General features: G+C 66.7%; 23 protein-coding genes. 10 read left to right on the plus strand and 13 right to left on the minus strand.

Translation table 11 applies throughout. The features are described 5' to 3' along the window. Positions 1-2 precede the first annotated feature (2 nt). The gene (locus GA0061099_RS29760; protein ID WP_036023751.1) at positions 3-629 is read left to right on the plus strand and encodes an FMN-dependent NADH-azoreductase; all 627 of its coding nucleotides are present in this window, start codon (positions 3-5) and stop codon (positions 627-629) included. Positions 630-656: 27 nt separating this feature from the next. Here the strand turns inward: GA0061099_RS29760 and hydA are convergent, their stop codons facing one another. Together hydA and GA0061099_RS29770 are read right to left on the minus strand one after the other, a co-directional pair. Beyond that, complete coding sequence (gene hydA / locus GA0061099_RS29765; protein WP_085969190.1) at positions 657-2,117, minus strand: dihydropyrimidinase; 1,461 nt, start codon at positions 2,115-2,117, stop codon at positions 657-659. After that, the gene (locus GA0061099_RS29770; RefSeq protein ID WP_036023749.1) at positions 2,078-2,818 is read right to left on the minus strand and encodes a maleate cis-trans isomerase family protein; all 741 of its coding nucleotides are present in this window, start codon (positions 2,816-2,818) and stop codon (positions 2,078-2,080) included. The genes hydA and GA0061099_RS29770 overlap by 40 nt, the downstream gene beginning before the upstream one ends. Positions 2,819-3,024: 206 nt before the next feature. Between GA0061099_RS29770 and GA0061099_RS29775 the strand changes: the two genes are divergently transcribed. Together GA0061099_RS29775 and GA0061099_RS29780 are read left to right on the plus strand one after the other, a co-directional pair. Continuing rightward, entirely contained in the window at positions 3,025-3,735 is a 711-nt protein-coding gene (locus tag GA0061099_RS29775) for a GntR family transcriptional regulator (protein ID WP_074448193.1), read from the plus strand. A 2-nt stretch (positions 3,736-3,737) separates the two neighbouring features. Further along, the gene (locus GA0061099_RS29780) at positions 3,738-4,487 is read left to right on the plus strand and encodes an aspartate/glutamate racemase family protein (protein WP_036023742.1); all 750 of its coding nucleotides are present in this window, start codon (positions 3,738-3,740) and stop codon (positions 4,485-4,487) included. Here GA0061099_RS29780 and GA0061099_RS29785 read toward each other — a convergent pair whose 3' ends face one another. Continuing rightward, complete coding sequence (locus tag GA0061099_RS29785) at positions 4,488-5,819, minus strand: amidase (RefSeq protein WP_244429320.1); 1,332 nt, start codon at positions 5,817-5,819, stop codon at positions 4,488-4,490. It lies immediately after the preceding gene. A 143-nt stretch (positions 5,820-5,962) separates the two neighbouring features. Here GA0061099_RS29785 and GA0061099_RS29790 point away from each other — a divergent pair, with 143 nt between their 5' ends. Genes GA0061099_RS29790 through GA0061099_RS29805 form a run of 4 tightly spaced genes read left to right on the plus strand, consistent with a single transcriptional unit; the run spans position 5,963 to position 9,831 of the window. Further along, a complete protein-coding gene (locus GA0061099_RS29790; RefSeq protein ID WP_074448194.1) occupies positions 5,963-7,057 on the plus strand; it encodes an ABC transporter ATP-binding protein in 1,095 nt (364 codons plus the stop codon). Positions 7,058-7,087: 30 nt separating this feature from the next. Continuing rightward, entirely contained in the window at positions 7,088-8,134 is a 1,047-nt protein-coding gene (locus GA0061099_RS29795; RefSeq protein WP_036023723.1) for an ABC transporter substrate-binding protein, read from the plus strand. Positions 8,135-8,152: 18 nt separating this feature from the next. Then, a complete protein-coding gene (locus GA0061099_RS29800; RefSeq protein WP_036023719.1) occupies positions 8,153-9,016 on the plus strand; it encodes an ABC transporter permease in 864 nt (287 codons plus the stop codon). Beyond that, entirely contained in the window at positions 9,016-9,831 is an 816-nt protein-coding gene (locus GA0061099_RS29805; protein ID WP_036004967.1) for an ABC transporter permease, read from the plus strand. The genes GA0061099_RS29800 and GA0061099_RS29805 overlap by 1 nt, the downstream gene beginning before the upstream one ends. Here the strand turns inward: GA0061099_RS29805 and GA0061099_RS29810 are convergent, their stop codons facing one another. Then, positions 9,832-10,167, minus strand: a complete 336-nt coding sequence (locus GA0061099_RS29810; RefSeq protein WP_036004970.1) for a hydroxyisourate hydrolase — start codon at positions 10,165-10,167, stop codon at positions 9,832-9,834. It lies immediately after the preceding gene. 26 nt (positions 10,168-10,193) lie between these two features. Between GA0061099_RS29810 and GA0061099_RS29815 the strand changes: the two genes are divergently transcribed. Genes GA0061099_RS29815 through GA0061099_RS29825 form a run of 3 tightly spaced genes read left to right on the plus strand, consistent with a single transcriptional unit; the run spans position 10,194 to position 13,620 of the window. After that, positions 10,194-11,390 (plus strand): MFS transporter, encoded by a 1,197-nt coding sequence (locus tag GA0061099_RS29815; RefSeq protein ID WP_074448195.1) that lies wholly within the window; start codon positions 10,194-10,196, stop codon positions 11,388-11,390. After that, a complete protein-coding gene (locus GA0061099_RS29820) occupies positions 11,371-12,741 on the plus strand; it encodes an amidase (RefSeq protein WP_036023715.1) in 1,371 nt (456 codons plus the stop codon). Before GA0061099_RS29815 ends, GA0061099_RS29820 begins: the two co-directional genes overlap by 20 nt. Positions 12,742-12,759: 18 nt before the next feature. Further along, positions 12,760-13,620, plus strand: coding sequence for an alpha/beta hydrolase (locus GA0061099_RS29825; protein WP_036023713.1), 861 nt, complete (start codon positions 12,760-12,762; stop codon positions 13,618-13,620). A 122-nt stretch (positions 13,621-13,742) separates the two neighbouring features. Here GA0061099_RS29825 and GA0061099_RS29830 read toward each other — a convergent pair whose 3' ends face one another. The 9 genes from GA0061099_RS29830 to GA0061099_RS29870 form a co-directional block, all read right to left on the minus strand. Next, positions 13,743-14,075 carry a Rieske (2Fe-2S) protein gene (locus GA0061099_RS29830; protein ID WP_420886560.1) on the minus strand — a complete coding sequence of 111 codons (333 nt, stop codon included), beginning with the start codon at positions 14,073-14,075 and terminating at the stop codon, positions 13,743-13,745. Further along, positions 14,068-14,772, minus strand: a complete 705-nt coding sequence (locus tag GA0061099_RS29835; RefSeq protein ID WP_036023736.1) for an ABC transporter ATP-binding protein — start codon at positions 14,770-14,772, stop codon at positions 14,068-14,070. The genes GA0061099_RS29830 and GA0061099_RS29835 overlap by 8 nt, the downstream gene beginning before the upstream one ends. Continuing rightward, the gene (locus GA0061099_RS29840; RefSeq protein ID WP_036023712.1) at positions 14,765-15,547 is read right to left on the minus strand and encodes an ABC transporter ATP-binding protein; all 783 of its coding nucleotides are present in this window, start codon (positions 15,545-15,547) and stop codon (positions 14,765-14,767) included. The genes GA0061099_RS29835 and GA0061099_RS29840 overlap by 8 nt, the downstream gene beginning before the upstream one ends. Further along, complete coding sequence (locus tag GA0061099_RS29845; RefSeq protein ID WP_036023710.1) at positions 15,547-16,593, minus strand: branched-chain amino acid ABC transporter permease; 1,047 nt, start codon at positions 16,591-16,593, stop codon at positions 15,547-15,549. Before GA0061099_RS29845 ends, GA0061099_RS29840 begins: the two co-directional genes overlap by 1 nt. Next, a complete protein-coding gene (locus GA0061099_RS29850; protein ID WP_036023707.1) occupies positions 16,590-17,462 on the minus strand; it encodes a branched-chain amino acid ABC transporter permease in 873 nt (290 codons plus the stop codon). Before GA0061099_RS29850 ends, GA0061099_RS29845 begins: the two co-directional genes overlap by 4 nt. Before the next feature lie 69 nt (positions 17,463-17,531). Next, a complete protein-coding gene (locus GA0061099_RS29855; protein WP_036004998.1) occupies positions 17,532-18,686 on the minus strand; it encodes an ABC transporter substrate-binding protein in 1,155 nt (384 codons plus the stop codon). A gap of 76 nt (positions 18,687-18,762) precedes the next feature. Beyond that, positions 18,763-19,959: a xanthine dehydrogenase family Fe-S subunit gene (locus GA0061099_RS29860; protein WP_036023705.1), complete on the minus strand. Its 1,197-nt coding sequence runs from the start codon at positions 19,957-19,959 to the stop codon at positions 18,763-18,765. Then, entirely contained in the window at positions 19,956-20,789 is an 834-nt protein-coding gene (locus GA0061099_RS29865; RefSeq protein ID WP_036023704.1) for an FAD binding domain-containing protein, read from the minus strand. The genes GA0061099_RS29860 and GA0061099_RS29865 overlap by 4 nt, the downstream gene beginning before the upstream one ends. Then, a complete protein-coding gene (locus tag GA0061099_RS29870) occupies positions 20,786-23,179 on the minus strand; it encodes a xanthine dehydrogenase family protein molybdopterin-binding subunit (protein ID WP_036023702.1) in 2,394 nt (797 codons plus the stop codon). Before GA0061099_RS29870 ends, GA0061099_RS29865 begins: the two co-directional genes overlap by 4 nt. Between the last annotated feature and the right edge of the window lie 9 nt (positions 23,180-23,188).

The following is a 23,188-nucleotide window of genomic DNA, read 5'->3' on the forward strand; positions in this document are numbered from 1 at the left end:
CTGTGGCAAAGCTCCTGCACTTGTCCTGCTCGCCGCGCGCCGAGGCCGAATCGACAGCCGGCGCGCGGGTCTTTCTCGATGGCTTCCGCCAGGCCCGGCCGGATTGGGACATTGATGTCGTGGACATCTGGCGTGAACGGATGCCGGAATTCACAGGTCCGATTGTCGAGGCCAAATACGCGCGCATGAAGGCTCAGGTCTTCACCGATGCGCAGCGCGACAGCTTTGCCGAGGCCGAGCGAATGGCGCTACGCTTCTCGCTCGCCGATCGCGTGCTGATCTCGACCCCGATGTGGAACTTCGGCCTTCCCTACAAGCTCAAGCAGTGGTTCGACATCATTGTCCAGCCCGGCCTCACCTTTCGGTTTGATCCGTCGCAGGGATATCTGCCGCTGCTCAAGGACCGGCCGACGCTGGTGATCATCGCCAGCGGCAGCGATTTTGCCACCGGCATGAACCGCGGCCGTATCGACATGGCAACGCCCTACTTACGGGAGATCCTGCGCTTCATCGGGATCAGCAATGTCCGCTTCGTCCTGATCGGTCCAACCACGGGACCACAAGCGCCGATCGATGCCGCCCGCGAACGGGCCCATCAACGTCTCGCTGCAATGGCCGCGACCTTCTGAAGCGCGATGGCGGCGTGTCGAGCCGGATCAGATCAGGCTCGACTTGCCCCGGCTCAGCACCTGGCCTGCGCCTTTGGCGCCGACGATCCGGCCCTCGCTGCAGACCACCTCTCCCCTCGCGATCGTCGTCACCGGCCATCCCGTAACCTCGAAACCTTCCCAGGGCGTGTAATCCGCGCCGTGATGCAGATCGGCCTGCCGGATCGGCTTCTTCAACTTGGGATCCCAGAGAACGATGTCGGCATCGAAGCCGACGCCGATCGAGCCCTTCCGGGGATAGAGACCGTAGATGCGGGCGTGGTTGGTCGCGGTCAGCTCGACGAACTTCTGCAGGGTGATGCGGCCCTTCGAGACGCCTTCGGAGAACAGGATCGGCAGCCGCGTCTCGACGCCGGGGATGCCGTTCGGCACCCAGCGGAACGAGGTACGGGCGTTCGGCGTCAGCTTGCCCTTGGGATCATCGTAGCGGAACGGGCAGTGATCGGACGAGAAGGTCTGGAACACGCCCGACGTAATGCCCTCCCAGATCGCCTCCTGGCTCTCGACATCGCGCGGCGGCGGCGAGCAGACGTATTTCGCGCCCGTAATGTCCATGTTGAGGCCCTTCATGTCGTCGGCCGTCAGCGTGATGTATTGCGGGCAGGTCTCGGCATGAACGGGCAGACCGCGCTGCTGCGCCCAGCGTACCTGCTCCATCGCCTCGCGTCCGGAGACGTGCACGATCATGATGGGAACGCCGATCACCTCGGCATGGCTGATGGCCCGGTGCGTCGCCTCGCGCTCGACCGCCTGCGGCCGCGAGGTGCCGTGATAATACGGCGCGATATGACCTTCGCGCTCCAGCTTGCTGGTCAGGAAACGGATGGCGTCGTAGCCCTCGCAATGGACCATGACCAGCGCCTCCTCGCGGCGCGCGACCTCGAACACTTCGAGCAGCTGCTTGTCGCTGAGCACGAGGTCGTCATAGGTCATGAACACCTTGAACGAGGTGTAGCCGTCCTTGACCAGCGCCGGCAGCTCCTGCCCGAGCACCACGGCAGTCGGATCGGAGATGATGAGATGGAAGGCCGTATCGATGTAGCACTCACCTTCGGCGAGCTTGCGATAGTTCTCGACACAGCTGCGCAGCGAGGTGCCTTTCTCCTGCAGCGCAAAGGGCAGCACCATGGTGTTGCCGCCGGCTGCGGCTGCGCGCGTCGCCGAGGCAAAATCGTCGGCCATCACCACGTCGGGGCCCGAGGGCTGGGAAATATGGACGTGGCTGTCGATGCCGCCCGGCAGCGCCAATAGGCCCGACGCATCGATCTCGCGCGCTGCGCCCGCGATGCTATCGGCGATGCTGACGATGCGGCCGTCGCGAATGCCGATATCGGCGCGAAACTCGTCGCTGGCCGTCACGATGGTGCCGCCGCGGATGGCGAGGTCGAGCTGCGTCACTGATGTCTCCGTCACCTGATATTTGGCATTGTCTGGAAGATCCGTCCCCATTGCGCAAGGGCCGTCACATCGCCGCCGGCGAGGCAGAGGGTCCGCCACAGCGTCACCGCGACCGAATCGAGCACGGCGATATCCAGCTCCCGCTCCAGCGTGGCCGCAAGCGCCGCACCATCGAGATTGGTGCAGAGGATGACGATCGCGTCAGTCCCCTCCGCCGCCACGGCGCGGATCATATCCGTGATCGTCGACGGCGCGACTTCGCCAAAGGAAAAGTTGTCGCGCAAGCCGAGATGCCGCTCGGCATGCGGGGCGATCCCCTCCTCAGCCCAGACGTCGGCAATGCGCCGCTGCACGTCGTCGGTATAGGGCGAGACCAGGCCGACGCGCCTGGCGCCGAGCGCGCAGGCGGCATCGATGCAGGCCAGGGTCGATGTCGTTGCCGGCACATTTGTGCGGGCCGTGATCGCCTCGCACAGGCTGCGGTCGCGGCCGATGCCGAGCCAGCTTGCGGACGTTCCGTTCCAGGCGATCGCGTCGACCTTGGCATCGGCCAGCAGATCTGCCGCCGGCAACATCACCGAGGCATCGAACTGGCTCAGCGCGGCGGCATCGAGCGCGATCTGGGTGACGCGGAAGCGAGAGAAATGCGCGGTGACGCCGGGGGTGCCCGCCAGCATGGCGCTGGTGACGGGCTCGAGCACCGAGTTGGAGGACGGCGTGATCATGCCGAGGCGCTTGCGCATGGCTGACATCGATCACAGTCGCTCCGTTGCCGCAGGGAGCATCAAACGCTCCCTCGAAACGATCATCGGCATCCCCGGCGCCGTGCGCAACCCGCAATTTGCATACTGCATACAATTTGTTCGATATGCATTTGTTTTACGCCACATACGTCGCCTATTTGAGCATCGCGTTCGGCTCGGTATGGCTAGGATGAGTTGCAAGCAGGAAGCCTCGCGTGCAGCAAAAATCCGAAACGAACCCGGCGCGAAAGTCGCCCAAGCTCAAGCGGATGGGCCTGCATGAGCGCGCCGCCGCGCGGATGCGGACGATGATCATTCGCGGCGAGCTGCCGCCGGGCTCGCAGACTCAGGAGACCAAGCTGTCGAAGGAGCTCGGCGTGTCGCGCACGCCCTTGCGCGAGGCGATGAAGGTGCTGGCGGCGGAGGGCTTGATCGAGCTGCGTCCGAACCGCAGCCCGCGCATTGCCGATATCGCGGTCGACGGCATCTCGGAATTGTTCGAGGCGCTCGCCGGGATCGAGCGGCTCGCCGCCGAGCTCGCCGCGGAACGCGCCACCGAGCGCGATCTCGTCCGCCTACGCACGCTGCAGACCCGGATGGAGGGTCATCACCGCAGCGGCAAGCTCGACGATTATTTCGCGATCAACGGCGAAATCCACAACGCCATCGTCCGCATGGCCCGCAACACCCCGCTGCGCGAGGCGCACGAGACGCTGATCTCGCGTGCCGAACGTGCGCGTTATCTCGCGCTCGGCGCCGACAGGCGCTGGAGCAATTCGGTCGACGAGCACGCCGACATCCTGGCTGCGCTCGAAGCGCGCGACGGCGAAGCGGCCGGCCGGCTGCTCGGCGCGCACGTCGCGCGGACCGGCACGGCGCTGCTGGAAGTCCTCGCCGCCTCTCAGGCCAAGCGGCCGGCGGCGTGATCATGAAGCTGCTCCTGCTCAACCCAAATACCAGCACCGAGGTCACGCAGCTGATGCTGGGCGTCGGGCGGCGCGCCGCCTCAAAAGGCACCGAGCTGATCCCCTGCACCGCGACCCGCGGCGTGCCCTATATCGCCACGCGCACCGAAGCGCAGATCGGCGGCGCCATCGCGCTGGAGATGCTTGCCGAGCAGCACAAAAAGGTCGACGCCGCGATCATCGCGGCCTTCGGCGATCCCGGCCTGTTCGCGGCGCGCGAGACCTTCGACATTCCCGTGATCGGCATGGCGGAAGCCGCGATGCTGACCGCGTGCATGGCCGGACGCCGCTTTGCCATCGTTACCTTCGCGCAGGCGCTGGGGCCCTGGTACGAGGAATGCGTCCGCGCCCACGGGCTGTGGGAGCGCTGCGCCGGCATCCGCATGCTGGATACGCCGTTTCAGGCGATCTCCGAGGTCGGCACCGAGAAGGAGGACATGCTGGTCGAGCTCGCCCGGCGCGCCATCGTCGAGGACGAGGCCGATGTGCTGATCTTTGCCGGCGCCCCGCTCTCGGGTCTTGCCGAGCGCGTCGCCGACCGGATCCCTGTCCCCGTGGTCGATCAGGTCATAGCTTCAGTGAAGCAAGCCGAGGCGCTGCATGCGCTGCGTTTGCGCAAGGCCGTTGCGGGCACCTTCCGCCGCCCCGCCGCCAAGCCGACCATCGGCCTTGCCGATGCGCTCGCCGCCCGGCTCGAGCATCGCGACAGCTGATCAGAGAGGCGGCCGGCGATGCGAAAAACCCAATTCGTTCTCGAGCACGCGGCCGAAGGCAAACAAGCGGGATTCGCATCCCGGCGGTGCGACGATCTGCATGCCGAAGGGCAGCACATTCTCCCCGCGCGGCACCGGCACGGTCAGCACCGGGAAGCCGACCAGCGACACGATGAAGGTCACGGCGAGATAGTCGATCGGCGTCTCCAGCGCGGCCCCATCGATGGCCGTGACGTCGGCGATTTCATTCGGCCAGGGCAAGACCGACGCAGCCGGCGCGACCAGGAAATCGGCGCAAGTGAACAGCTGGCGAAAGCTGCGGTAGATCGCGGTGCGGCGCCGCTCGGCGTCGAGGTAGTTCTGCGCGGACAGTTTTGCCCCGGCTTCGATATTCCAGATCACCGTCGGCGTGAGCTCCGCACGCCGCGTTCTCAGCAACTCGCCGTAAGCGTTGGCGATATGCGCGGCGCGCAAGGTGCGGAAGGTTTCGATCGCCTCGCCGCAATCCGGCGAGGACGGCACGACATCGGCGACACGCGCGAGCGCCTCGCACGCCGCCGCGAAGCGGGCACGAGCCTCGCGCGCAACGGGCGCCACACCGAAATCGGGCGTGACCGCAATCCGGGCAGTGTCGGGGACTGGTCGATCATCATCGGTACTGCCGAGCGAGAGCGGATCATGCGGATCGCTTCCGGCGCAGACCGACAACGCGAGTTCGAGATCATCGACACCGCGGGCGAGGAAGCCGTGGGTCGCCAGCATGTCCCAGCCGAGCGGCCGGCGCGGCGATGCAATGCGGCCGGGTGTCGGCCGGATCGAGGCGACACCACAGAAGCTGGCGGGCGTGCGCACCGAGCCGCCGAAATCGGTGCCGTGCGCCAGCGGCACCATGCCGGATGCGACCGCGACGGCAGAGCCGCCGGACGATCCGCCGGAGGTCAGCGCCGGATCGAAGGGGTTGCGTGTCGGCCCGCGCAATCTGTTGGTGCAGACCGCGCCGAAGCCGAACTCCGGCGTGTTGGTTTTGCCCAGAATGACCGCGCCGGCACGCCGCAGCCGCGCCACGACGAGATCATCCTCGGCCGGGATGTGATCGCCGAACAGCAGGGATCCGTAAGTCGTCGCAAGTCCCGCAGTGTCAGTGAGGTCCTTGACCGCAATGGGCACGCCGTGCAGCGGGCCCATCGGCGCAGAGGCGGCATCGCACATCTGCGCTGCACGGCGGGCACCATCCGCATCCACCGTCACGAATGCCGCCAATCGGCTGTCGAGGCTCGCCATCCGCGCCAGATGCGCTTCGACGGCCTGGCGAGGACACTTCGCGCCTTGCAATGGCGCGCGCGAGCTCTGTCGCCGTCAGGTCGCATATCGATCGATCCGATGTCATGGGGTCACCATGCCAAAACGCTCCGCGAAAAGCGACAGTCGCGGGCACGAGACTTGCTTTCTCCTCTGGGGCAACGGGAGGCAACACCATGGTTGATGCGCCAAGCGGCCGATCGCTCGTCGTCGATGCGGTCACCCACCGGTATCCGAGTGGCGCGCTTGCGGTCGAGAACATCAATCTCGACATCAAGGGCGGCGAGATCATTGCGCTGCTGGGTCCGTCCGGCTGCGGCAAGACAACGCTGCTGCGCATCATCGCCGGCTTCATCGCGCAGACGCAAGGGAGGATTATCATCGGCGACGACATCGTCGATGCGCTGCCGCCGAACAAGCGCGCCGTCGGCATCGTGTTCCAGAACTACGCCCTGTTCCCGCACCTGTCGATCAGCGAGAACGTCGCCTATGGCCTCGCCGCCCGCGGCATCGACAAGGCCTCACGTCAGCGCGAGGCGCAGCGCCTGCTGGAGCTGGTGCAGCTGCCTGCTATGGCCGAGCGGCTGCCGCGGCAGCTCTCCGGCGGCCAGCAGCAGCGCGTTGCGCTCGCCCGCGCGCTCGCGATCAAGCCGTCGATCCTGCTGCTCGACGAGCCCTTCGCCGCGCTCGACAAGAATCTGCGGCTGGACATGCAGATCGAGGTCAAGCGGCTGCAGCGCGTTTCCGGCATCACCACGCTGATCGTGACGCACGACCAGGAAGAAGCGCTGTCGATGGCCGATCGTGTTGCGGTGCTGAGCCATGGCAAGCTCGAGCAGTTCGGCTCGCCATCGGACGTCTACGATCGTCCGCAGACGCTGTTCGTCAACACCTTCGTTGGCTCCACCAACCGCATGCCCGGCATCGTGGTCTCAGCGGACCGCACGGCAGCGAAGGTGCGCCTCGATGCCGGCGCGGAGATCATCGCGCGTCCCGCGGGCGGTGCGCTCAGCGAGGGCGGCCGCGTCACCGTCTGCATCCGCCCCGAGCATCTGCAATTCGTCGGCGACGAGACCGGCTTTGCCGGCGTCGTTGGCATGTCGCTGCCGCTGGGCGCCACCGTCGTGCACGAGGTCACCACGGCCGATGGCTCCGGCGTCAAGGTTTCTCAGGCGCGCATCGGCGAGACGCGCGCCCTGGAGAGCGGCGCTGCGGTGCGCCTCGCGCCGCTCGCCCCATCGCTCGCCAACGCCTTTCCCGCAACGCTTTAGATCCAGTCCTTGTCCAGAGGGGAGTTTGATATGATCATGAATCGCAGAAGCCTGCTGACCACGGCGCTCACGCTCGGGGCCATGAAGGCGTTTCCAGGCCTGAGCTACGCCCAGGCGCGTCCGCTGGTGTTTGCGACCTTCACCGGCAGCTGGGAGGAAGCGCACAAGGCCGTGCTGGTGCCGGCGTTCCGCAAAGCCAATGCGGACGCCGCGATGGTGCTCGATCCCATGCTCTCTGTCGACCAGATCGCCAAGGTCAACGCGGCGAAAGCAAATCCGCCCATCGACGTCATGCTGCACGACCCGGGTCCTGCCCTCGTCGCCGTCGGCCAGGATCTGGTCGAGCCTTATCCGGTCGAGAAGAGCGCCTACTACAAGGACCTGATCGCCGAGGCACAGGAACCGATGGGCCCCGCCCCGTTCTTCCAGGTCGTCGGCCTCACCTACAATCCGGAAGCGGTCAAGACGCCGCCAACGTCATGGGCCGATCTCTGGAAGCCGGAATTCAAGGGCCGCGTCGGCATCACCAACCTCAACTCGACACTCGGCACCGGCTGGCTGGTCGAGATCGCCAAGATGCGCGGCGGCTCGGAGGCCAATGTCGATCCGGGCTTCAAGGCACTGGAGGAGCTCAAGCCCAATCTCGCCGCGGTCGCCGCCAATCCCGGCGCGCTCGCGACCCTGTTCCAGCAGGGCCAGATCGACATCTCGCCCGGCAATTTCAACGCCATCCAGATCCTGAAAGCGCGTGGCGTGCCGGTCGAGTTCGTGGCGCCGAAGGAAGGCGCCATCGCCTTCAAGACCACGATTCACATCGTCAAGAACTCACCGAACCGCGAGCTCGCCTTCAAGCTGATCGAGGCGGCCCTGACGCCGGAGGTGCAGACCACGCTGATGAACCCGCCCTACCTGATCGTGCCGACGAATTCCAAAGTGATGATGGGCGGCGAGATCGCGCGCGTTCTGGCCAAGGACACCGCCGAGCTGAAGAAGAAGTTCGTGTTCCAGGACTGGAAGAAGATCAACGAGCAGCGCTCGGCCTGGATCGAACGCTTCAACCGCGAGATCAAGATCTAAAGCCTCGAGGTTCAAGCCATGGGCGCAGCGCCGGCAGCACGGGACGTGACGTCCTACGGAATGGGATTGGCAGCGCCGCTGGCGCTGTTCTTCCTGGTCTTCTTCGTCGCGCCGCTGCTGCAATTGTTCTGGCTCTCGCTCCACAACGACACGGCCGGGCTCCATTGGGGGCTCGGCCAGTACCTGCACTTCCTCACCGATCCCTTCAGCCTCGGCGTACTCGGCTCGACGCTGCTGCTGGGCGCCGAGGTGACGGCCGTCTGCCTCGTGCTCGGCTTTCCCATCGCCTGGCTTTATCAGCGGGTCGGGCCAAAACTTCAGACGGTCATCATCCTGATCGTGCTGCTGCCGCTTCTGACCAGCGTCGTGGTCCGCACCTTCGCCTGGATCGTCATCCTCGGGCGCCAGGGCATCATCAACGCGACGCTGCAATCGCTGGGCCTGATCGATACCCCGCTCAAACTGCTCTACACCCAGTTCGGCGTGGTGATCGCGCTGGCGCAGGTGCAGATGCCCTTGATGACGCTGCCGCTGATCACCGCGCTCGGCCGCATCGATCCCAATCTCGACGATGCCTCCTGCTCGCTTGGCGCCGGAAGCTGGCGCACTTTCTTCCGGATCTTGCTGCCGCTGTCGCTGCCCGGAATCATCGCCGGCTGCACGCTGACCTATGCCGCCGCGATCACCGCCTTCATCACCCAGTCGCTGATCGGCGGCGGGCAGATGCTGTTCATGCCGATGTATCTCTACCAGCAGGCCTCGACGCTGCAGAACTGGCCGTTTGCGGCCGCGATCTCGATCATCTTCCTGCTCGCCGTGCTCGCGGTCGTCTCGGTCTTCACCACGCTCGGCCGCATGTCGCGCGGCTATGGAGGCGCATGATGAGCGGCCGCAAGCGCACGCTCGAGGCGATCAGCTTCGAGCTCGTCATGACCGTGATCGCGATGATCGCGCTTCTCATCATCATCGCCCCCTCGCTCGTGGTGCTGATCGTCTCCTTCACCAGCGGCTTCTCGCTGCGTTTCCCGCCGCCCGGCTATTCGCTGCGCTGGTACGTCGAGCTGTGGAATGCCTGGCAGCTGCATTTCGCGGCCAAGAACAGCCTGATCGTGGCGCTATGGGCGACCGGCCTGTCCGTTACCCTTGGCGTCGCCGCGGCGCTGGCGATCTCCAGGTCGCGGACGCTGTCGGCGCGGCTGCTCGATTCGCTCTTCATGTCGCCGCTGGTGCTTCCCGCGCTCGCCTTCGGCCTCGCCGCCCTGATGCTGTTCTCGCTGGTCGGCCTGCCCGTGTCGCCGCTGACGCTGGTGATCGGCCACACCGTGGTCTGCGTGCCCTATGTCGTGCGCAACACGGTCGCAGCGCTGGCCCAGCTCGAGCCGACCCTGCTCGAAAGCTCGGCCGTGCTCGGCGCCAGCCGCCTCTACACGTTCCGCCGCATCGTGCTGCCGCTGATCCGGCCGGGCATCATCGCGGGCGCCTTCATCGCCTTCATGTCGTCCTTCGACAACGTGCCGGTCTCGCTGTTCCTGCGCGATGCCGCCACCGACATGCTGCCGATCCGGATGTGGCAGGATCTCGAAGGCAAGCTGGATGTCACCATCGCAGCCCTCTCGGGCGTGCTGATCATCGCCACCGTCGCGCTGGTCGCGGTGATGGAGCGCGTCACCGGCCTGTCGCGGCGGCTGACCAACTGATCAGGCGCCGCGGAACAGCGAATAGCCCCAGCGCGTGAATTTCAGCGGCAGATGAAAATGCTCATCAACGTTCTTGATGCGAAAGCGGAACGGCGTCACGGTGAGGAAACCGTCGCGCTCGCCAAAGAACTCGCCGAGATGAAACAGCACCTCGTACGCGCCTTCCGTCACACCGGCACCTTGCGCGACGGCATGATCGAGCACGCCGTTGGCGCCGAGCCGCCCGTCGGCGATGCGCTGGGACTCCGGATCGATCCGCCAGATCTCGACGCGCAGCCCCTGCGCCGGACGCCCGCTCGCGACATCGACCGCGTGAATGGAAATACCGCCTGCCACAATGTTCCTCCCATGAGCACGCCGCCATGGTAGACGGAAACACGGCCGCTCGGCCAGCACCCGCGCTGCTGCCGGCCCTGGGCGCGATGACCGCGCTTCAGGCCCTGGTCGCGCTGGCCTTGTTCGCGCCCGGCGTGGTCGCCCCGCGAGCCCATATCGAGGTCTGGCAGCTCTCGATGTTCTCCGCCGCCGTGTTCGCGGTCGGCATCCCCGCCTCGTTCTGGGGCGGCGGCTTCATCGCGCGCCTTGGCTCGCTGCGGATCGCGAGCCTGTGCGCGGCGGCCATCGTCGTCGGCATGGCGCTGGCTTCGCTCGGGACGAGCGCCGCCCTGCTGGCTGCGGGCCTGTGCATCGGCCTCGCTATGGGACCCGAGACGCCGGCGAGCGCGGCGCTGCTGGCGCGGCTCGTCACTGCCGAGCGGCGCGCCTTCGTGTTCTCGGTGCGCCAGACCGGCAACCAGATCGGCGCCGTTTGCGGCTCGCTGGCCCTGCCCGCGATCGCCATCGTGTTCGGACCGGTCTGGTGCTATGCGGCCGTTGCTGCCTTGGCGCTACTGGCGATCGCGCTGTTCGAACGGTTGCGGCCGGCCTATGCCGGCAAGGTCGCCCCGCCGCCAAAGCTCGATCTCCGCGCGCGGGCGGCGCTGGTGATCGCGGACCGGCGGATCGCGATGCTGGCGCTGGCCTCGATGCCGTTCAGCGCGATGCAGGTGTCGCTCAACACGGTCTTCGTCACGCTCGGCACACGCGAGCTCGGCCTCAGCCATATCGAATCCGGCATGGCGCTCGCCTGCGCGCAAGCCGGCGGCCTGATCGGCCGTCTCGGTTGGGGCTATGTCGCCATGCGGCTCGATGCCTCGCGCGCCGTTCTCGTCGTCATCGGCCTCGGTATGGCCTTCTGCGCCGCGCTGCTCGGCCTGAATGGCGCTTCGCTCGGCCGCAGCGGACAATTCATCATTGCCGCATTGTTCGGCCTGACGGCGTCGGGCTGGAACGGCGTCTTCGTCGCCGAGATCGCCCGCCTCGCCCCGCAGGACCGGATCGGCGAGACCACCGGCGCGGTGCTGACCGCGTCCTATGCCGGTCTCCTTGCCGCGCCCGCGCTGGTGTCGATCCTGGATCGCGTGGCCAGCCTCGGCATGGCCTTCTTCGCCCTGGCGTGCCTTGCCCTTGGCGGTACATTGGCGTTGATCTGGGGAGGCCATGACAACGCGGACAAATAGCGCGCGCGAGACCGTTGCCGACGTCAGCGCCGGGCGGACCAATGCCGTCGAGACCGCGAAAGCCGCGCTCGGCCGCATCGAGGCCGCCAAGCCCTTGAACGCGGTCGTCACAATCGATCCCGCCCGCACGCTGGCGGATGCTGCGGCGGTCGATGATTGCCTGCGTATGGGCGAGATCATGCCGCTCGCCGGTGTTCCCGTGATCGTCAAGGACAACGTCTGGGTCGGCGGCTGGCGCGTGACGCAGGGCTCGCGCTTGTTCCACCATTTCATCGCGCCGCGCGATGCCATCGCGGTCGAGCGGCTGCGCAAGGCCGGTGCCGTCGTCGTCGGCATCGGCGCGACCTCCGAGTTCGCCTGCAAGGGCGTCACCACCTCACAGCTGTACGGGCCGACGCGGCATCCGCTCGATCCCGCGCTGACGCCAGGCGGTTCATCGGGCGGCCCGGCCGCAGCGGTTGCGGCCGGCCTGGTGCCGCTCGCGATCGGCACCGATGCGGGCGGCTCCAGCCGCAGGCCGCCGGCTCATGTCGGGGTCGCGGGCTTCAAGCCGTCCTATGGCGCGATCCCCTATGGGCCGGGCTTCGCCGAGCCCTTCTTCGGCCTCTCCGTCATCGCGCCGATCGCATCCGATGCGACGGACATGGCGCTGGCGTTTGAAGCCATGGTCGGCGCGGATCCGCGCGATCCGGAGTCTGTCGTCGTTGCGCAGGAGGCCAAAGACGTCGGCGGTCAGCGCATCGCGTTCTCGCCGCGCCTTGGGCTCGACGTCGCGATCGACGACGTCGTCGCGAATGGCCTCGGCGCCGCCGTTGGCCGGCTTTGCGCCGCAGGTTTGCACATTACACAACGCGATCCCGCCTGGCCGGCAGGCGCCACGGAGGATGCGATCATGCCGCTGCAGCATGCGGGGCTCGCGGCACTCCACGGCGAACGCTTTCGCAACGATCCGACTGTCTTCGATCCTGACATCGCCAAGCAGATCGAGCGAGGTCTGTCCTGGTCGGGTGCGGACGTTGCAGCGGCGCTGCTCGCCAGCACCGCGATCGCCAATGCCTTCGCAGCGTTCTTCACCGAAATCGACCTGCTGCTGACGCCGACCGTCCCCTGCGTCGCCTGGCCGCTGACGCAGCTCGGCCCTGATATGATCGGCGGAAAGCCGGCAAGCCCGCGGGCCCACGCGGTGTTCACGCCCTTCGTCAATCATGCCCGCCTGCCGGCGATCTCGATTCCGTGCGGAACGGATCGGCGCGGGCTTCCCTTCGGCCTTCAGATCATCGCGGCGCGCGGGCAAGACCGCTCGCTGCTCGCAGCAGCGCAAGAGATCGAAGCGATCTTGCGTAGTGCCTGACGCAAACGGAGAGTCCCCATGGCTGAGAACGCTCATTCGACAATTCGACCGCTCGACCCCCGCGACCGCTGGTCCGAGCTGTCTCGGGCGGAACGCAGTGCCGCCTATGACAACAACGCGGCGGTCAAGAACAGCCCGGCCCTGATCGCCGAGCGCAACGAAGCCTCAAGCCGGCTGCGGGGCTCGCTCAAGTCCCATCTCGACCTGCCCTACGGCGAGCGGGCGAATAACAAGATCGACCTCTACCCGGCCGCAAAGCCTGATGCGCCCTGCCTGGTGTTCCTGCACGGCGGCTACTGGCAGCGCAACTCGCGCGAGCTGTTCGCGATGCTGGTCGAAGGCGTCGCCGCGCATGGCTGGTCGGTTGCGATTCCCGGCTATTCGCTGGCGCCCGAGGTGTCCCTCACCGACATCGTCGCCGAGATCCCGCGCGCGCTCGACTGGCTCGCGGCGCACGGCGCGTCCCATGGAATTGCCGGGCCGGTCGTGCTGTCGGGCTGGTCCGCTGGCGCCCATCTCGTCGCAATGGCGCTGGATCATCCGCGTGTCCATGCGGGGCTCGCGCTCTCGGGCGTCTACGATCTCGCGCCGATCCGCGATACGGGGCTGAACGAGGCGCTGAAGCTGACGGACGCGGAGATCGCCACGCTGTCGCCACTGCGCCTGCCCGTCACCCGGAAGCGTCTCGACATCGCCTATGGCAGCAGCGAGCTGCCGGCGCTCGTCTGCGATTCCATCAATCTCTACGACAGGCGCGTGGCTGCGGGAGCGCCGGGCAAGCTCATCTCGGTCGAAGGCGCCGACCATTTCACCATTCTCGAGGCTTTGCGCCGCCCGGACGGAGTCCTGGTGGAGGCTGCGCAGCGGCTGCTGGACTAAACTTCGAGAACAACCCCATGCACAGTAGCGATGTCGTTGTTTGCAAAGGCGAATTGTTTGAGGGCCGATCGACACCGCCGCCGCCGCTTTGACTCGTCGGGCAAAACAGGGGCATGATGTCATCATCGCCCCGGCTGCCGCTCCTGCATCTCAATCCAGATTCGCTCGCCCGTGATCCGCACCGGATAAAGCCGCAGCGGCCGGCTCGGCCATCCCGCGGTGATTGCGCCATCGCGCAAATCGAACGACGCCGCATGGCGGGGACAATTGAGGCGCCCGGCCGTCACCTGCCCCAAGGCCAGATCCGCCTGCTCGTGCGGGCATGCACGTTCGCAGGCGACGACGTCGCCCTCGTTCCAGATCACGAGCAGGTCGCGCCCGGCGACGCGGACGATCGTCTCCGCCTTCAACCGGTCGAGATCGCAGACGGCAATCCACCCGGCGTCGTCACCCACCGAGATAGGCCTTGCGCACATGCTCGTTCGCGATCAGCTCGGTCCCGGCACCCGACAGCACGATGCGGCCGTTCTCGAGCAGATAGGCATGATCGCACATCTCGAGCGCAGCGAAGGCGTTCTGCTCGACCAGCAGCACCGTGGTGCCGGCATCGCGAATGCCGCGGATGATCGCAAAGGTGCGCTCGACGATGTTGGGGGCGAGCCCGAGCGACGGCTCGTCGAACATGATCAGGCGCGGCCGCGACATCAGCGCGCGGCCGATCGCAAGCATCTGCTGCTCGCCGCCCGACAGCGTGCCCGCCGCCTGCCGGCGCCGCTCGGCGAGCCGCGGGAATTCCGAGTAGATACGGTCGCGGTCGGCCGCGATCTCGCCCGAACGACGCCGGAGGTAAGCGCCCATATCGAGATTTTCCTCGACGCTCATATGCGGAAACACGCGCCGCCCTTCCGGACAATGCGCGATGCCGCTCGCCAGCACGCGCGGCGGCTTCGCGCCGGTGATGTCGATGCCCTCAAACTTCATCTGGCCCGAGCGCGGCGCCACCAGGCCGGAGATCGCGCGCAGCGTCGTGCTCTTGCCGGCGCCGTTGGCTCCGATCAGGGCGACCAGCTGGCCGGCCTTCACGTCGAGCGAGATGCCGCGCAGCGCGGTGACGCCACCGTAGCCGCAGACCATGTCGCGTATCTCAAGCACGTCCTGCTCCATGTCCAAGATAGGCTTCGATGACAACAGGATTGTTGCGGATCACATCGGGCGTCCCTTCGGCGATGATGCGGCCATAGTTGAGCACCACGATACGGTCCGAGACGGTCATCACCATCGGCATGTCGTGCTCGACCAGCAAAATCGTGATGCCGCGGTCGCGGATGCTGCGGATCAGCTCGACGAAACGGTGCGTCTCCGAGGCGTTCATACCGGAGACGGGCTCGTCGAGCAGCAGCATCGACGGCTCCGCCGCCAGCGCCAGCGCGACACCGACCAAGCGCTGCTCGCCGTAGGAGAGCGAGCCCGCCGCATCGTGGGCGCGGCGTTCGAGCCCGACCCATTCGAGCAGCTCGCTCGCGCGCTGCCGCAGCTTGCGCTCCGAGGCGCGCGCGCCTGGCAGGCCGAGGATGGCGTCGAGCAGCCGGACCCGGCCCTGCCGGTGCAGGCCGATCAGGAGGTTTTCATAGACGGTGTCGTTCGGGAATACGCTGGTGCGCTGGAAGGTGCGGATCAGACCGAGATCGGCGATCTCGTGCGGCTTCAATCCGGCGAGCGCAGTGTTGCGATAGGTGACGCGGCCGGCGCTCGGCGTCAGGAAACCGGTCATGACGTTGAAGGCGGTGGTCTTGCCGGCGCCGTTCGGCCCGATCAGGCTGACGATCTCGCCCTCGCCGACCTCAAAGCTCATGTCGGAGATCGCGACGAGGCCGCCGAAGCGGACGGCGACCTGATCGATGGTCATGGCGATGCTGCGCGCCGTCATCACGCCGGCTCCTTGGCACCGGTTTCACTGAGCGCGACCGGCGCCAGCGCCGTCGTCCCGCTCCGTCGCCGGGTCAACCGCTGCGCCAGCGACGGCACGATGCCGCGCGGCAACACGAACAGGATGGCGATCAGCACGCCGCCATAGGCGATCCACTGCGCTTCCGGCGCCATCACAGGCCGCAGCGCGACCGGCAATAGGCCGAAGATCAGGCCGCCGACGACGGGACCCGCCAGCGAGCCCTTGCCGCCGCTGATGACCATGATCACCATGGTGACGGTGTTGATGAAGGCGAAGACTTCAGGGTCGATGATCCGGATGTAGTGCGCATAGAGGCTCCCGGCCGCGCCGGCGATCGCGGCGGAGATCACCGCAGCAATCGTCAGCGTCCTGGTCACGTCGATGCCAACGGAGACGGCGAGCGTTTCGTTCTCCATCAGGCCACGCATGGAGCGGCCGAAATGGGAATGAACGAGGCGTGCGATCAGGAGATAGGCGATGAGCGCAACGACCAGGACGAGATAATAGTTGTGGAATTTCGTGCGCAGCGTCAGCTCGCCAAAGCCGGGCAAGGGCAACGCGACGGACGGAATATTGGTCAGCGCCAATGGACCCTGCGTCAGCTCGACCCAGTTCAGCGCGACCAGCCGGACCACCTCGGCAAAGGAGATCGTCACAATGACGAAATAGGCGCCGCGGACGCGGAACGACAACAGACCGACGAAATAGCCGCACAATCCTGCAATCAAAATTGCCAGCACGAAGCCTACGATCGGCGGCCATGGTGTGTGGACAAGACGAAAACCCCCTAGCAGGCCGATGTCGAAGCCGAGCGATGTCAGTGCGCTGACATAGGCGCCGATGCCGAAGAAGGCGATATGGCCGAGGCTGAGCTGGCCGGTGAAGCCGAGCAGCAGATTGAGACTCATCGCGCCGATGACGAAGATGCCGGTCGTGATCAGCGCGTTGAGCAGATAGGGATCGCGCAGCCAGAGCGGCACCGAGGCAAGCGCCGCGACGGCGAGAATGGTGACGATCGCCTTCATCCGACGCGCTCCGCGCGGGCGAACAGGCCGGTCGGCCGGAAGATCAGCACCGCGATGATGATGAGAAAGCCCATGGCATCGCGGTAGCCTGACGAGACGTAGCCGGCGCCGAGCTCCTCGGCCAGCGCAAGGATGAAGCCGCCGATCACCGCGCCCGTGATGTTGCCGAGGCCGCCGAGGATGACGATGGCGAAAGCCTTGACCGCGGCGAGATCGCCCATCTGCGGAAAGATCACGTAGACCGGCCCGAGCAGCGCGCCGGCGGCGGCGGCGAGGCTAGAGCCGATCGCGAAGGTCGAGGTGTAGATCATGTCGACGTTCACGCCCATCAGCGACGCCGTGTCATGGTCCTGGAACGTCGCCCGCATCGCGCGGCCGAGGCTGGTCTTGTTGATGAGCAGATACGTCACAAGGATCAACATGGCCGCAGCGGCGAGCACGAACAGGCGCAGCCAGGAGACGGAGACCGGCCCCAGCACCAGCGGCGCCTCCGGGAATGGCGTCGCCACGGATTTCGCGACGCCGCCCCAGATCCACAGCGTGCCCGACTGCATCGCGATCCAGGCGCCGATCATCACCAGCATGGTGGTGTCGATGTCGGAGCCGCGCAGCGGACGCAGCAAGGTCAATTCGATGGCCGCACCCAGCAGCCATCCGGCCAGCACGGCCACGGGTAGCGCGAGAAAGAAGTTCAGCCCGAACTGCTGCACCACGATGAACATGATGTAGGCGCCGAACGTGTAGAGCACGCCATGCGTGAAGTTCACGACGTTCATGATGCCGAAGATCAAGGTCAGCCCGATACCCAGCAGCGCATAGGTGCCGCCGAGCACGAGCATGTTGATCAAATGCTGGAGGAATTCGCTCAAGGCCGTTCCTGGATATTCTGGATGCCGGCGAGGGCCGCGATGTGCCGCCCTCGCCTGCGAACAAGCGCGTCAGAGCGTCTTCATCTCGATCTTGCCGTCGGCTATCTCGATGAGATAGACGTTCGGCTGGCTCTGACCGCTTTCCTTGCCCTCAGGGCCCGACTTGCGGAACACGATGTCGCCGTTCAGCCCCTTGATGTTGATGTTCCAGAGCGCCGCCTTGATCGCGGCAGGCTCGGCCTTGCCGGCCTTCTCGATCGCGGCGGCGACGGTGCGGATGCCGTCATAGCCGCGAAAACTCTCGGTGCAGCCGGCGAAGTCGAAGCCGCGCTTCTTCCATTCCGCGATGAAATAGTTGGTGGCTTCCGGGTTCGGCGTCTTGTCCGGGAACCAGGGCAGGAAGGTCGTCAGATGCATGGTGCCGTTGGCGGCCGCTCCCGCCTGGGCGATGATCTGGTCCGGGTTCTGCGAGCCGCCGGTGGTGATGATGCGCTTCTTCAGGCCGAGCGCAGCGGCCTGCTTGAAGATCAGCGTGAGCTGGTCGACGGCGGTGGTGACGATGACGGTCTCGGAGTCCGAGCTCTTGATCTTGGACAGCTGCGCGCTCATGTCCTGCGCGCCCTGGTCCATGGTCTCGACCAGGCCGATGCCGATGCCCTTCTCCTTCATCATCTTGCTGAAATCCTCGGCGGTGCCGCGGCCCCAGTCGTTGTTGATGACAAGGAAGTCGACCTTTTTCAGCGCGAGCTTGTCGACGATGTTCTTGAACGCGGCCGCCTCGATCGCGGAGGGCGGCGAGATGCGGAAGATGAAGGGATTGCCCGTCGTCGTGATCTTGCCGGAGGACGAGGTCTCCACCACCATCGGCGTCTCGTATTCCATCAGCTTCGGCATCACCGCGAGCGTCAGGCTCGAGCCCCAGGCGCCCATCAGGACCGGCACCTTGTCGCTTGTGATGAGCTTCTCGGCGACGGCGGCGGCCTCCGTCGGGTTGCTCTTGTTGTCCTCGATGACGAGCTCGATCTTCTTGCCGAGGATGCCGCCCTTGGCGTTGATCTCGTCGGCGGCGATCTTGGCACCGTTGACGACGTAAGTGCCTGAGGCCGCGAACGCGCCGGTGAGCGGCTCGTTGACGCCGATCTTGATGGTCTGCGCCCCCGCGGCGCCGCCGAACAAGGCCGTCGCCAATGCGATTGCCGGAACCAGTCCGAGTGTTCGTGTCATGTTTGTCTCTCCAAATCCCACGCTGTTGATGTCAGGGCAGTCCAGGCTTCGTCACTCCGCGGCGCCGGTTCGCCGATCATTCCGCGCCACCTCTTCCGAAGGTGCGGCGAAATATTTGCGCGAGCCGGGCTCGCAAGACGTCCGATGCAATCGACCAGAAGCTGAGCTCCGCCGAACCTGCCTGCCCCGACGAGGCGCCGGACATGTGGCGGTCGAGATTGGCGGCGAACTCCGCAACGAGACGTTTTGCAAGGTCTCGCACGAGGCCGGGACGACCGACCTGAGCCAGCATTCCCGTGAGCGTGTAGCCGATCGACAGTTCGACCGCGGTCGCCGCGCCGCCTTCCAGTGGCAGCAGGCGGTAACGGATCTCGCCCTGCGTCGCCGAATGGCTGCGCTGGTCGGTGCCGATGCCGACGATGCGCCCCGAGAGTGTCGCGGGATCCCGCTCGACGCGCGCGGCACCCTCGAAGCTTGCTCCGACCGGACCGAGCCTGACGCGGACCGATCCTTCGACGCGCTCCGGCTTTGGTGTCGACGACAGCGATACGCCAGGGAGGCAGGCGGCAATGCCTGCAATATCCTCGAACATCGCGAACACCTTTGCCGGCGGATACGGCAACGTGAAGCGCTGATCGAGCACGGTTGCCGGCGTGAAGTCGGGGATGCTGCTTGGGGTGGCACTTTCCAGTGCCGGAGCTGGCGCGTGCCGCGCAGGCCGCAACTCGTTCCGGGCGGTTGCCGCTCGCCCCGAGCCGGCAGGACCAAGGACGGTCCGACCCCCATCCGCCATCGGCGCGACGTTGCGCGCGCGCCTTGCCTCGATCACGGACTGCACCGCGCGCACAATGCCGACATAGCCGGTGCAGCGGCAGAGATTGCCGCTGAGGCCAATGCGAATCTGGCGCTCGTCGGCGTCGGGCAGACGCAGCACCAGGTCGCGCGCCGAGACCAGCATGCCGGGCGTGCAATAGCCGCATTGCAGGGCATGCTCGCGGGTGAAGGCAGCGCGCAGCTCGGTCGTGATCTCGTCCTCATCGAGGCCTTCGATCGTGGTGACATCGGCGCCCTCGCAGGCCGCCGCATAGGTGATGCAGGAGCGCGCCGGCACGCCGTCGAGCAGCACGGTGCAGGCGCCGCAGACGCCGTGCTCGCAGCCGAGATGGGTGCCGGTGAGATCGAGCCTGTCGCGGACGAAATCGGCAAGACTGGTGCGCGGCTCGGCGTGCAGCTCCACCGCGCGGCGATTGACCTGAAGCGCGATCGTGGTCATGCCGCGGCCTCCAGAACGGCGCGCCTCAGCACGCTGACATGGATGTGGCGCTGCGCGGCATCGTCGATGCCGGCGCTTGCGAGCAGGGCATCGGCGGCACGGACATCGAAGCGCTGCTTGTAGTCGGCGGCAATCCGGCCGCCGAACAGCTCGGCATTCGTGACGACGATCGGCGGCGTGTCGATTGCACCGATCACGATACGCGCCGAGGCGGCGGCGGGATCGACCAGCACCGCACCGATCGCGTGGGCAAATTCGCCGGTCTTGCGGCAGCTCTTGGCATAACCCCAATGCGCCGTCGCCGATCGCGCCGGCACGTGGACCGCCTCGACGATCTCGCCGGCATGCAGCGCAGGTTCCAGCGCACCGACCACAAACGCTTCGACCGCCATCGATCGCGCACCGGCAAGACTGCGCAATGTCACGCGCGCACCCAGGGCCGCCAGCGCCGAGATCCAGTCCGCGGCGGGATCGGCATGGCTGAGCGAGCCGCCGATCGTGCCGCGATTGCGGACCGCGCGATAGGCGATGTTGGCAGCGACAGCCCGCATGGCGCCGCGGGTCACGTCGGCCGTGCGGCCGTCCTCGATATCGGCATGGGTGACGAGGGCGCCCAGCACGAGCTCGTCGCCGGAGACCTCTGCGCGCTTGAGCTCGGCAAGGCCGGAAATGTCAATAATCAGCTCCGGCTGCACCAGCCGCAGATTGAGCATCGGGCCGAGCGATTGGCCGCCGGCGATGATCTTCGCCGATCCGCCGCTTGCGGCCAGCATCGAGAGAGCCGCATCGAGATCGCGCGGGCGCTCGTAAGCAAAGGGCGCCGGTTTCATGCCGCGCTCCTCTCAGCCGCACGCGCGGCCAGCACCGCCGCGACGATGCGATGCGGCGTGATCGGCGACTGCATCAGCTCGACGCCGAGCGGGCGCAGCGCGTCGTTGACGGCATTGGCGATTGCGGCGGGCGGTGCGATGGCGCCGCCCTCGCCGATGCCCTTCACCCCGAATTGCGTATAGGGCGACGGCGTCTCCATGTGGTCGAGGCGCGCGGCCGGGACCTCGGTCGGGCCGGGCAGCAGGTAATCCGCGAGCGTCGTCGCCAGCGGCTGGCCGGAGGCGTCGAACGGCATTTCCTCATAGAGCGCGGTGCCGATGCCTTGCGCGAGGCCGCCATAGATCTGGCCGTCGACGACGAGCGGATTGACCAGCACGCCGCCGTCCTCGACGATCACATAGTCGAGGATCTCGACCTCGCCGATATCAGGATCGACCGCGACCACGGCTGCATGCGCGGCATAGCTGAAGGTGCCGCTGTCGCGCACGGGCTTGTAGCCTTGGGTGACCTCGAGCCCGCCGGGATCCACGTCTGGCGGCAAATCCTGCGGGCGGCGGTACCAGGTGTGGGCGATCGCCTTCAGGCTGACGCTGCCGTTGACGCCGCGAACCTCGCCGTTCTGCAACACCACGGAGGCCGGATCGTGCTGCAACAGTTTCGCGCCGATGCGGCGCGCACGTTCGCCGAGTTCGCGGCAGGCCGTCGCGACCGCACCACCCGCCATCACCATCGAGCGCGAGCCCCAGGTGCCGGTCGAATAGGGCGTCATCGCGGTGTCGCCGAGGACGATGCGGATGTTTGCGACATCCACGCCGAGGATTTCGTGCGCGACCTGGGCGAGCGTCGTCTCCATGCCCTGCCCGTGCGAGTGCACGCCGACGCGCAGTTCAAGGCCACCGTCCGGCGTCAGGCGCGCCGAGGCCTGCTCATGGCCCGGCACCATCGGGATGCCCCAGCCGGAATAGACCGAGGTGCCGTGCGCGGCCTGCTCGCAATAGATGGAGATGCCGACGCCGATGCGGCGGCCGTCGGCCTCGCCCTGCTTTTGCCTGGCGCGGATGGCGTCGATGTCGATGGCCGCGAGCGCGCGGCGCATCGCTTCCGGATAATCGCCGCTGTCGAAATGCTTCCTGGTGATGTTGTCGAACGGCATCTGCTCGGGACGCACCAGATTGCGCAGCCGCACCTCGCCGGGCTCGAGGCCGGCTTTCGCCGCCACGAGGTCGAGCATCAGTTCCAGCGCAAAGCAGACGCCGGTGCGCGCGACGCCGCGATAAGGCAGGATCGGGCATTTGTTGGTGGCGACCGAGAAGGTGCGGCAGCGATAGGCCGGCATCTTGTAGGGACCGGGCAGGATGCTGGCGACCTGCGCGGCTTCGAGACACGCGGAGAACGGATAGGACGAGTAGGCGCCAGAATCCACCGTCGCTTCGCAATCGATGCCGCGCAGCGTGCCGTCACGGTCAGCATAGACCGTGATTTTGTAATGATGTTCGCGGCAATTGGAGCTGGCGACGAGATGCTCGCGCCGGTCTTCGAGCCAGCGCACGGGATGGCCGCAACGCATCGTCAGCCAGGACAGACAGACCTCTTCGGGCAACAAAATTCCCTTGTGACCGAAACCACCGCCGACGTCGGGCGAGATGACGCGGATCTGGCCCTCCTCCATGTCGAGGCATTCGGCGAGGCCGCTGCGCGTGATGTGCGGCATCTGGGCCGCCGAATGCAGCGTGAGCTGGTCGAGCCTCTTGTCGAAGTTCGCGACCACGCCGCGGCCTTCCAGCGGCGACATGCATTGCCGCGCCGTCGAGATCTCGCGCGTCACCTTGATCGGCGCATCGAGCGCGGCGGAGATGTCGACCTCGTAATTGGTCTCCAGGAAGACGTTGTCGCCCCAATGCTCGTGCACGAGCGCCGAGCCGGGCTCGCGCGCCTTCAGCATGTCATGGATCGCCGGCAGCTCCTCCAGATCGAGCGTCACGGAGGCCGCGATGTCCTCGGCCTCGGCGCGGGTCGGCGCGAGGCACATCGCGACGAGCTCACCGACCTGGCGCACCTTGCCGGTGGCGAGCACCGGCTGCTCCGAGATCTTGAAGCCCGGCAGGCCCGACACCGCACGGATCGGCTTGATGCCGACGAGATCGGTCGCCGTGAACACGCTGCCGCGATGGCGTTCGGGCACATGGATGCCGCGGATGCGCGCATGCGCCAGCGGGCTGCGCACGAAGGCGACGTCCTGAAGGCCGGCGAGCCTGACGTCGCCGACATATTGGCCGCGGCCGCGCATCAGGCGGTCGTCTTCCTTGCGCGGGAGCCGCGCGCCAACGCCCTGCCCCGTCTTTCCGTCCGGAAATTCTCGCTCGCTGCGCAACTTCGCGTTCTCCTTCACCGCCCGGCC

The sequence above is a fragment of the Bradyrhizobium yuanmingense genome, from assembly GCF_900094575.1.
Taxonomy (GTDB): Bacteria; Pseudomonadota; Alphaproteobacteria; order Rhizobiales; family Xanthobacteraceae; genus Bradyrhizobium; species Bradyrhizobium yuanmingense.